The sequence below is a fragment of the Ruegeria sp. BHSB172 genome (genome assembly GCF_059613165.1).
Genome location: NZ_JBXWRZ010000073.1, coordinates 1 through 7,963 on the forward strand (window position 1 = coordinate 1; position 7,963 = coordinate 7,963).

General features: G+C 63.0%; 8 protein-coding genes. 7 read left to right on the plus strand and 1 reads right to left on the minus strand.

The window, feature by feature from the left end; all coding sequences use genetic code 11:
* The first annotated feature begins 103 nt into the window (after nt 1-103).
* Genes AC2FM3_RS17495 through AC2FM3_RS17505 form a run of 3 tightly spaced genes read left to right on the plus strand, consistent with a single transcriptional unit; the run spans nt 104 to nt 2,635 of the window.
* Nucleotides 104-832 (plus strand): 5-oxoprolinase subunit B family protein, encoded by a 729-nt coding sequence (locus tag AC2FM3_RS17495; protein WP_496684453.1) that lies wholly within the window; start codon nt 104-106, stop codon nt 830-832.
* Nucleotides 829-1,845 (plus strand): 5-oxoprolinase subunit C family protein, encoded by a 1,017-nt coding sequence (locus tag AC2FM3_RS17500; protein WP_496684435.1) that lies wholly within the window; start codon nt 829-831, stop codon nt 1,843-1,845. The genes AC2FM3_RS17495 and AC2FM3_RS17500 overlap by 4 nt, the downstream gene beginning before the upstream one ends.
* Nucleotides 1,846-1,861: 16 nt before the next feature.
* The gene (locus AC2FM3_RS17505) at nt 1,862-2,635 is read left to right on the plus strand and encodes a LamB/YcsF family protein (protein WP_496684437.1); all 774 of its coding nucleotides are present in this window, start codon (nt 1,862-1,864) and stop codon (nt 2,633-2,635) included.
* Nucleotides 2,636-2,664: 29 nt separating this feature from the next.
* Here AC2FM3_RS17505 and AC2FM3_RS17510 read toward each other — a convergent pair whose 3' ends face one another.
* Nucleotides 2,665-3,678: a LacI family DNA-binding transcriptional regulator gene (locus tag AC2FM3_RS17510; RefSeq protein WP_496684440.1), complete on the minus strand. Its 1,014-nt coding sequence runs from the start codon at nt 3,676-3,678 to the stop codon at nt 2,665-2,667.
* Nucleotides 3,679-3,889: 211 nt separating this feature from the next.
* Between AC2FM3_RS17510 and AC2FM3_RS17515 the strand changes: the two genes are divergently transcribed.
* The 4 genes from AC2FM3_RS17515 to AC2FM3_RS17530 all read left to right on the plus strand — a co-directional run.
* Nucleotides 3,890-5,197 carry an extracellular solute-binding protein gene (locus AC2FM3_RS17515; protein WP_496684442.1) on the plus strand — a complete coding sequence of 436 codons (1,308 nt, stop codon included), beginning with the start codon at nt 3,890-3,892 and terminating at the stop codon, nt 5,195-5,197.
* Between the two features lie 62 nt (nt 5,198-5,259).
* Nucleotides 5,260-6,141 (plus strand): ABC transporter permease subunit, encoded by an 882-nt coding sequence (locus tag AC2FM3_RS17520; protein ID WP_496684445.1) that lies wholly within the window; start codon nt 5,260-5,262, stop codon nt 6,139-6,141.
* A 12-nt stretch (nt 6,142-6,153) separates the two neighbouring features.
* Entirely contained in the window at nt 6,154-7,062 is a 909-nt protein-coding gene (locus AC2FM3_RS17525) for an ABC transporter permease subunit (protein WP_496684448.1), read from the plus strand.
* A gap of 13 nt (nt 7,063-7,075) precedes the next feature.
* A partial coding sequence (locus AC2FM3_RS17530; RefSeq protein ID WP_496684451.1) for an ABC transporter ATP-binding protein occupies nt 7,076-7,963 on the plus strand: 888 nt, incomplete at its 3' end.

Below are 7,963 nucleotides of genomic sequence, written 5' to 3' on the forward strand. Positions count from 1 at the left end.
ATGCGGCGCTACCGTTCTTCTTCCTGATGATCGTGGCGCTGGTGATCATCGTGGTTTTCCCCGGCATCGTGACCTATCTGCCGAACCAGATGTGACGGGGGCGATGCAGGATTTTCCGATCATACGAACCGCCGGGGTGGACGGGCTGCTGATCAGCTTTGCAGCCGCGCTGAGCGAACCGGCCAACCGCGCTGCCCTGGCCTTTCGCGCCGCGCTCGAGGCGGAAAGCTGGGCGGGGGTCGAGGAAACCTCGTCCTCGCTGGTGTCGGCCTTCGTCCGGTTCGATCCGCTGCACTTGTCGCATGCCGCGTTGCACCAGCAGGTGCAGGCGCTGCTGGACCAGCGCGACTGGTACGCGGCCGACCTGCCCGGCGGGCGCAGGTTCTGGCGGGTACCCACCGTCTTCGGCACGGATCTGGCGCCGCGGCTGGGGCAGGCGGCGCAGGCGGCGGGCCTGTCCGAGGCCGAGGCGATCCGGTCGCTTTCCGAAGCGCGGGTGCGGGTGCAGACCATCGGCTTTGCCCCGGGTCAGCCTTATCTAGGTGAATTGCCGCCCGCCTGGGACATCCCCCGGCAAAAGGAATTGACCCCGCGCGTGCCCGAGGGCGCTCTGGTGGTGGCGCTGCGGCAGCTTGTGCTGTTCTCTGTCACCACGCCGACCGGATGGCAGCATGTGGGCCAGACCGCCATCCGTCTGTTCCAGCCCGATGTGCCCGAACCTTTCCTTTTGCGCCCCGGGGATGAAGTACAGTTCACCCCCACCGACCCGGAAACGCTGGCGCGGATGCGCAGCGATCCGCGCGGCGGCGCCACTTGCGAGGCGCTGGCATGAGCGCGCATCTGACCATACTGCGTGTCGGGCCCGGCCTAACGGTGCAGGACCTGGGGCGGCCCGGATATCTGGACATGGGCCTGTCGCGTGGGGGTGCGGTGGACCGGCTTGCATTGGCCGAGGGCGCAGCGTTGCTGGGACAGGCCGACAGTCTTGCCGCCGTGGAAATGGCTGGCATGGGCGGAGAATTTCAGGCCGATCAGGATCTACGCATCGCCCTGACTGGCGCGCGGATGCGGGCGCAGATCGATGGCGCGACCGCAGTCTGGAACGCCTCGCACCTTCTACCTGCGGGCGCCCGGCTAAGCATCGGGCCCGCCGTCGCCGGCAGCTATGGTTATCTCAGCATCGGCGGCGGGGTGAAGGGCGACCCGCTTTTGGGCGCCTGTTCGGCCCATCTGACGGCGGGGATCGGTGCCCTGCTGAAGGCGGGGGACCGGCTGGCGATCGGCGCGGATTCGGGCGGTGCAACCGGCATGACCTTCGACCCCGAGGACCGGTTCTCGGGCGGAGAAATCCGTATCGTGGCCAGTTTCCAGACCGACCTGTTCGCCCCAGACGTTCTGGAGCGGTTGCAAGCCACCGCGTTCCGTCGGGACGCGCGCGCCAATCGCATGGGCGTGCGGCTGGAAAGCGACGGGCCGGGCTTTCATGTCTCGGGCGGGCGCAGCGTGCTGTCGGAAACCATCGTGCCGGGTGACATCCAGGTCACCGGCGACGGCACGCCCTTCGTGCTGTTGGCCGAGTGCCAGACCACCGGCGGCTATCCCCGCATCGGCACCGTTCTGCCCTGCGACCTGCCCAAGGTGGCGCAGGCCCCGGCCGGGGCCGATCTGCGGTTCCGCTTCGTGTCGCTGGACGAAGCGGTGGCCGCCGAGCGGGCCGCCGCCCAGGTCAGGGTCGCGCTACCTCGGGCGCTGCGCCCGCTGATCCGCGATCCGCGCAGTATGTCCGACCTGCTATCCTATCAACTGATCAGCGGCGCCATCGCCCGCGAAGAGGACGTTTTGTAGATAAGGAGCCTGTGCCATGGCACAACAAGTCGATCTGAACGCGGATATGGGCGAAAGCTTTGGCCCCTGGAAAATGGGCGATGACGCGGCGCTGCTGAAGATCGTGACGTCGGCCAACGTGGCCTGCGGGTTTCATGCGGGCGACTGGGACGTAATGGCCGCGACGATGGCGCAGGCGGTGGAGAACGGCGTGGGCATCGGCGCGCATCCCGGGTTTGCCGATCTGCACGGCTTCGGGCGTCAGCGGATGCACTATCCCCTGCCGTCGCTGCAGAACCTGATCCGCTATCAGGTCGGCGCGGCGCAGGCGATGGCGCGTGCGGCCGGCGGGCAGGTGCGTCATCTGAAGTTGCACGGCGCGCTGGCCAACATGGCGTCCGAAGATCAGGCGATGGCGCGGGCCTGTTACGAGGCGGCGCTGTCGGTGGCTCCGGATCTGATCATCATGGTTCTGGCCGGAACCGCCCAGCAACGCGCCGCGCGCGACCTGGGCTGCACCGTAGCCTGCGAGATCTTTGCCGATCGTGCCTACAACGATGATGCCACGCTGGTCGACCGCAGCCTGCCCGGCGCGGTGATCCATGACCCCGACCGTGCCGCCGCGCGCATGGTCGAGATGGTCAAGGCCGGGGCAATCATCACTGAAAGCGGCAAGCATATTACCACCCGCATCGACACGATCTGCCTGCACGGAGACACGCCGACGGCCGTGAAGATCGCAGCCCAGGTGCGCCAGGCCCTGCAGAAGAGCGGTGTGGAGCTCAGGCAATTCGCCGGCGGTCCGGCCTGACCCTAGAAGGCCGAGCTGTGCGCCGCTGCTCAATGCGTGCCGCGCTCGATCACGACCGGATCGATGTCGATGCGGTCCGGGGCCTTCTTCGGCTCGGCCTGGCGCAGATCCAGAAGGTGGATGATCGCATCGACAGCTTCGTCGATTGGGTTGCGCACCGTCGTCAGGTCGAAGATCGGCCAACCGGCCATGTCGATATCGTCGAATCCCGTGACGGCAAGGTCGCCGGGCACGTCCAGCGACAATGCCTGCGCCGCCGCCAGCGCGCCGATCGCCATTGCGTCATTGGCACAGATCAACGCATCGATGCGGTGCTGGTTCAGAAGCTCAACCGCGGCCGAGTGCCCGCCCTGCACCGTATAGTCGCCCCCGGCTTCGGCCACCAGCGGCAGCCCGGCCTTGGTCAGAGCCTGCAACACCCCGGCGCGCCGCCGTGATGACGAGTAGAACTCGCTCGGACCATTGAGAAATCCGAACCTTCGATAGCCACGCTGAATCAGCAACTCGGTCAACCGGCGCAGGCCATCGGCATTACGGCAGCACACGGTGTCGATACCCGGCCCCTCGACCGGTCGTCCCGACGAAATCGTGGACACGTTAAACCGGGCACAGCGTTCGACGATCTGCTGCGACATGCTGCCGCCGCGCAGGATCAGCGCATCCAAGGGAAACCGCAGAAGGTCGTCCAAGGCGGCTTCGGGTTGGCCGTTCGCCTGATCGACCAAGATCGGCCATTTCCGCATGCCAATCAACCGCCGCGTCAGTTGTCCGACGAAGGCGGCGTCGTAGGGGCTGCGCATGTCGCCGACAAAGACCGCGACCAGGTTCGACTGGCCGCCCTTCAGCCCCGCCGCCAAGGCGTTGGGTTGATACCCGGTTTCGGCGGCGATCTGCAGGATGCGCCTGCGTTTCTCCGAATCAACATAGGCGCCTGGCGTGAAGGCGCGCGACACCGCCGAACGCGAAACCCCGGCCAGATCGGCAACGGTCTTCGCGGTGACCCGACGGGGGCGCGAGGGTGGTTTTTTCGATGTGTCGGTCATGTCTGATCGGCACCAGATGCAAGGTGCAGGAATTTGTTGAATTGAATCGATTCTTTCACCAAAATGTCATGCTTAGAAGTTAGTGAACACGTGTGCATATTGGCCAGAAAAAAATTTTGAACAATGTGCACGCGTTCTCGGGGCCTTGCGCCCGCACAGCTTCATGGGCTTTGCCCGCCCGAAAGGGCCAAACACGAACCGGAGGATTCACATGCAGAAATTCAAGTTGGGCGCGTCGGCCGCAGCGATCGCGATGGTGGCCAGCGCCGCCATGGCCGAGGTTGAAATCACCTGGTGGCACGCCATGGGCGGCGCACTGGGCGATACCGTCAACCAGATTGCCGAGGACTTCAACGCTTCGCAGGACGACTACAAGATCACTCCGGTCTTCAAGGGCACCTACGAGGAAACCCTGACCGCAGGCATCGCCGCCTTCCGCGCGGGTGAACAGCCCAACATCCTGCAGGTATTCGACGCCGGCGCCGCCACCGTGATCGGTGCCAAGGGTGCAACCGTTCCGGTTCAGGACCTGTTGGAACAGAACGGCGTTGCGTTCGACATCGAAGACTATATCTCGGGCGTGCGCTATTTCTATGCCGACAGCGACGGCAAGATGATCGGCATGCCGTTCAACTCGTCCTCGCCCATCATGTATTACAACGTGGATGCGTTGGAAAAAGCTGGCGTGACCCCGCCGAAAACCTGGGAAGAGTTCCAGACCGTCACCGCGCCCGCGCTGAAAGAGGCCGGTTATATCGGTCTGTCTCAATCACACCTGCCGTGGATCTTCACCGAGAACTTCCATTCGCGTCACGACCTGCCGTTCGCCACCAACGACAACGGCTATGAAGGCGCTGACGGCACCAATATTCTTGTCAACAACGACGCGATCAAGGCACATTTCAGCGCCGTCAAAGACTGGAAAGACAACGGGTTCTTCGAATGGTACGGCACCGGCTGGAGCGACAACCAGACCCCGTTTGAAGAAGGCAAGGTTGCCATTTGGCTGGGGTCGTCCGGTTCGTTCGGCGGCCTGTCCAAAAAGGACCTGCCGTTCGAGTTTTCAGCCACCTTCCTGCCCTATTGGGAAGCCGTGACGAAAGAGCCCAAGCAGACCTTCATCGGTGGCGCGGCCCTATTCGCGATGGCCGGCAAGAGCGAAGAGGAAAACAAGGCTACGGCCGCGTTCTTCGAGTTCCTGACCAAGCCGGAAACCCAGTACATGTGGCACCGTGAGACAGGCTACGTTCCGATCACCACCGCCGCCTATGAAATGGCCAAGGCCGATGGCCACTATGACCGCGCCCCCGCGGCCGAGGTTGGCATCAAGCAGCTGTCGTTGCCGGCCGGTGAGCATACCAAGGGTTACCGTATGGGTTTCTACGTCCAGATCCGCGACGTGATGAACCGTGAATACGGCCGCATCCTGACCGGCGAGACCTCGGTCGAGGACGCGTTCAACAACATCGAAACCGAAGCCAACGCCCTGTTGGATCGGTTCGCGAAAACCCAGAACTGACCCACTGACGCAAAACGGGCGGCCGCAGGTCCTGCGGCCGCCCTCCGTTATACGGAGAATTCATGAAACGCGCTGGTTTTACCGCCCGCTGGCTGCCGATCCTGCTGCTGATGCCGCAGCTTGTGATCATTTCGGTCTTTTTCTATTGGCCCGCCGCGCATGCGGTTCAGTCGTCATTCTTCCTGCAGGATCCGTTCGGATTCGGATCGACCTTTGTCGGGCTGGACAATTACAGGGACCTTGCAGGCAACGGCGAATACCTCAGCATCGCCTGGTTCACGGTGATCTTCACCGTTCTGGTCACCTTTCTGTCGCTGTCCATCGCGCTGTTGCTGGCGGTCAAGGCCGACAACGTTCTGCGCGGGGCCAAGACCTATCGCACGCTGTTGATGTGGGTCTATGCCGTGGCGCCGCCGGTGGCGGGCTTCATCGGTCTGATCATGTTCCACCAAAGCTGGGGACCGTTGACCGAACTGGCGCGTTCGATCGGATGGGATTTCAAACTGGGCGTCAATTTCAATGACACCGCCACCGCGATGGTGATCGTGTCGGTCTGGAAGCAGGTGCCGGTGAATTTCATCTTTTTCCTGTCCGGGCTGCAATCGATCCCAAAATCGGTGCGCGAGGCGGCGTTGATCGACAACCGCTCGGCCTCTGGACGGTTCTGGGACGTGACCTTCCCGCTGCTGGCGCCGACCGGGTTTTTCCTGCTGATCACGAACATCACCTATTCGCTGTTCGACACGTTCGGCGTGATCGACACCATGGTCAAGGGCGAGCCGGGGAACAACCCGATGACGCTGGTCTACAAGGTCTATGTGGACGGCTTCCGCGGCAATGACCTGGGCGGCAGCTCGGCGCAGTCGGTGGTTCTGATGGTACTGGTCCTGGCGCTGACGGTGTTCCAGTTCCGGCTGGTCGAACGCCGCATTCACTATACCTGAGGAGGGCAGACGATGACCGAAGCAAATGCAGGTGTGATCGACTACGCCGCCTCGCAAACGCCGCCACGCAAGCGCCGCATCCGGTGGGGCGCCATCGGCGATCACGCGGTTCTGATCGTGGGCTCGCTGTTCATGATGCTGCCGCTGCTGATGGTCCTGCAAATGACCACCGTTCCGGATGTCGAGGTGATCAAGACCGGCCCCAGCCTGACGATCGGCGATCAGCTGCCCGAAAATTTCGACAAGGCTATGTTCCAGGCCTCGGGCTTCTCGGGGCAGAATACCGGCCTGAACATGCTCAAGAACTCGTTCATCCTGGGCATCGGCTTTGCCCTGGGCAAGATCCTCATCGGGATGATGGCCGCCTATGCGATCGTCTATTTCCGGATGCGGTTTGCCACGCTGGCCTTCTGGGTGATCTTCACCACGCTGCTGTTGCCGCTCGAAGTGCGCATTCTGCCCTCGTACGAGGTGGTGCAGAAGCTGGGGATGCTTAACACCTATCAGGGCCTTATCATTCCGCTGATCGCCTCGGCCACGGCCACGTTCTTTTTCCGGCAATTCTTCCGCTCAGTCCCCGAAGAACTGGTCGAGGCCGCGCGCATCGACGGCGCCGGTCCTGTGAAATTCTTCATCGACATCCTGGTGCCGCTGTCGCGTACGATGATCGCGGCGATGTTCATCATCATGTTTGTCTATGGCTGGAACCAGTATCTGTGGCCCACCATGATCACCACCGAAGAGGACATGTTCACCCTGGTGCGCGGGATCAAGCAGATCACGCAGGTGCTGGAGGGCAACCGCATTCCCGAATACGGCCGGGCCAACCTGCTGGCGATCATCGCCATCATCCCCCCGGTCATGGTCGTCATCTTCTTCCAAAGCTGGTTCGTCAAGGGCCTGACGGAATCCGACAAGTAAGGCAGGAAAGCAAATGGCTCAGGTATCCCTGAAGAACATCCGAAAAATCTATCCCAACGGCGCCGAGGCGCTGACCCCGTCCAGTTTCGACATCGGTGATGGCGAGTTCGTGGTTCTTGTCGGCCCGTCCGGCTGCGGCAAGTCCACCCTGCTGCGCATGGTGGCCGGGCTGGAAGAGATCACCGAAGGCGAACTGACGATCAATGGCCGCGTCATGAATGACGTCGATCCGGCCGATCGCGACATCGCCATGGTGTTCCAGAACTATGCTCTGTACCCGCACATGACGGTACGCAAGAACATCGCCTATGGTCTGAAAAACCGCAAAACGCCCAAGGACGTGATCGAGCAGAAGGTGGCCGAGGCCGCCGCCATGCTGAACCTGGACGAGTATCTCGACCGCAAGCCCTCTCAGCTGTCGGGCGGTCAGCGCCAGCGGGTCGCCATGGGCCGGGCCATCGTCCGCGACCCGGCGCTGTTCCTGTTCGACGAGCCGCTGTCGAATTTGGACGCCAAGCTGCGCAACCAGATGCGGATCGAGATCAAGGCGCTGCAGCGGCGTCTGGGCGTGACCTCGATCTATGTGACCCATGACCAGGTCGAGGCGATGACCATGGCTGATCGGATCATCGTGATGAACGCGGGCCGGATCGAACAGATCGGTACCCCGTCCGAGATCTACCACCGCCCGGCCTCGACCTTCGTGGCCAGCTTCATGGGCGCGCCGCCGATGAACCTGATCCAGGCCCGGCTGGACGGTGGCAATGTAATGATCAACGGTGAGACGGTGCTGGGCGCGGCCGAAGGGTCTGGCCCGGTCACTCTGGGCATCCGCCCCGAGGACGTAATGTTGGGCGCCGGAGGCTCGATTTCCTTCCATGTCGACATCATCGAGGAGCTG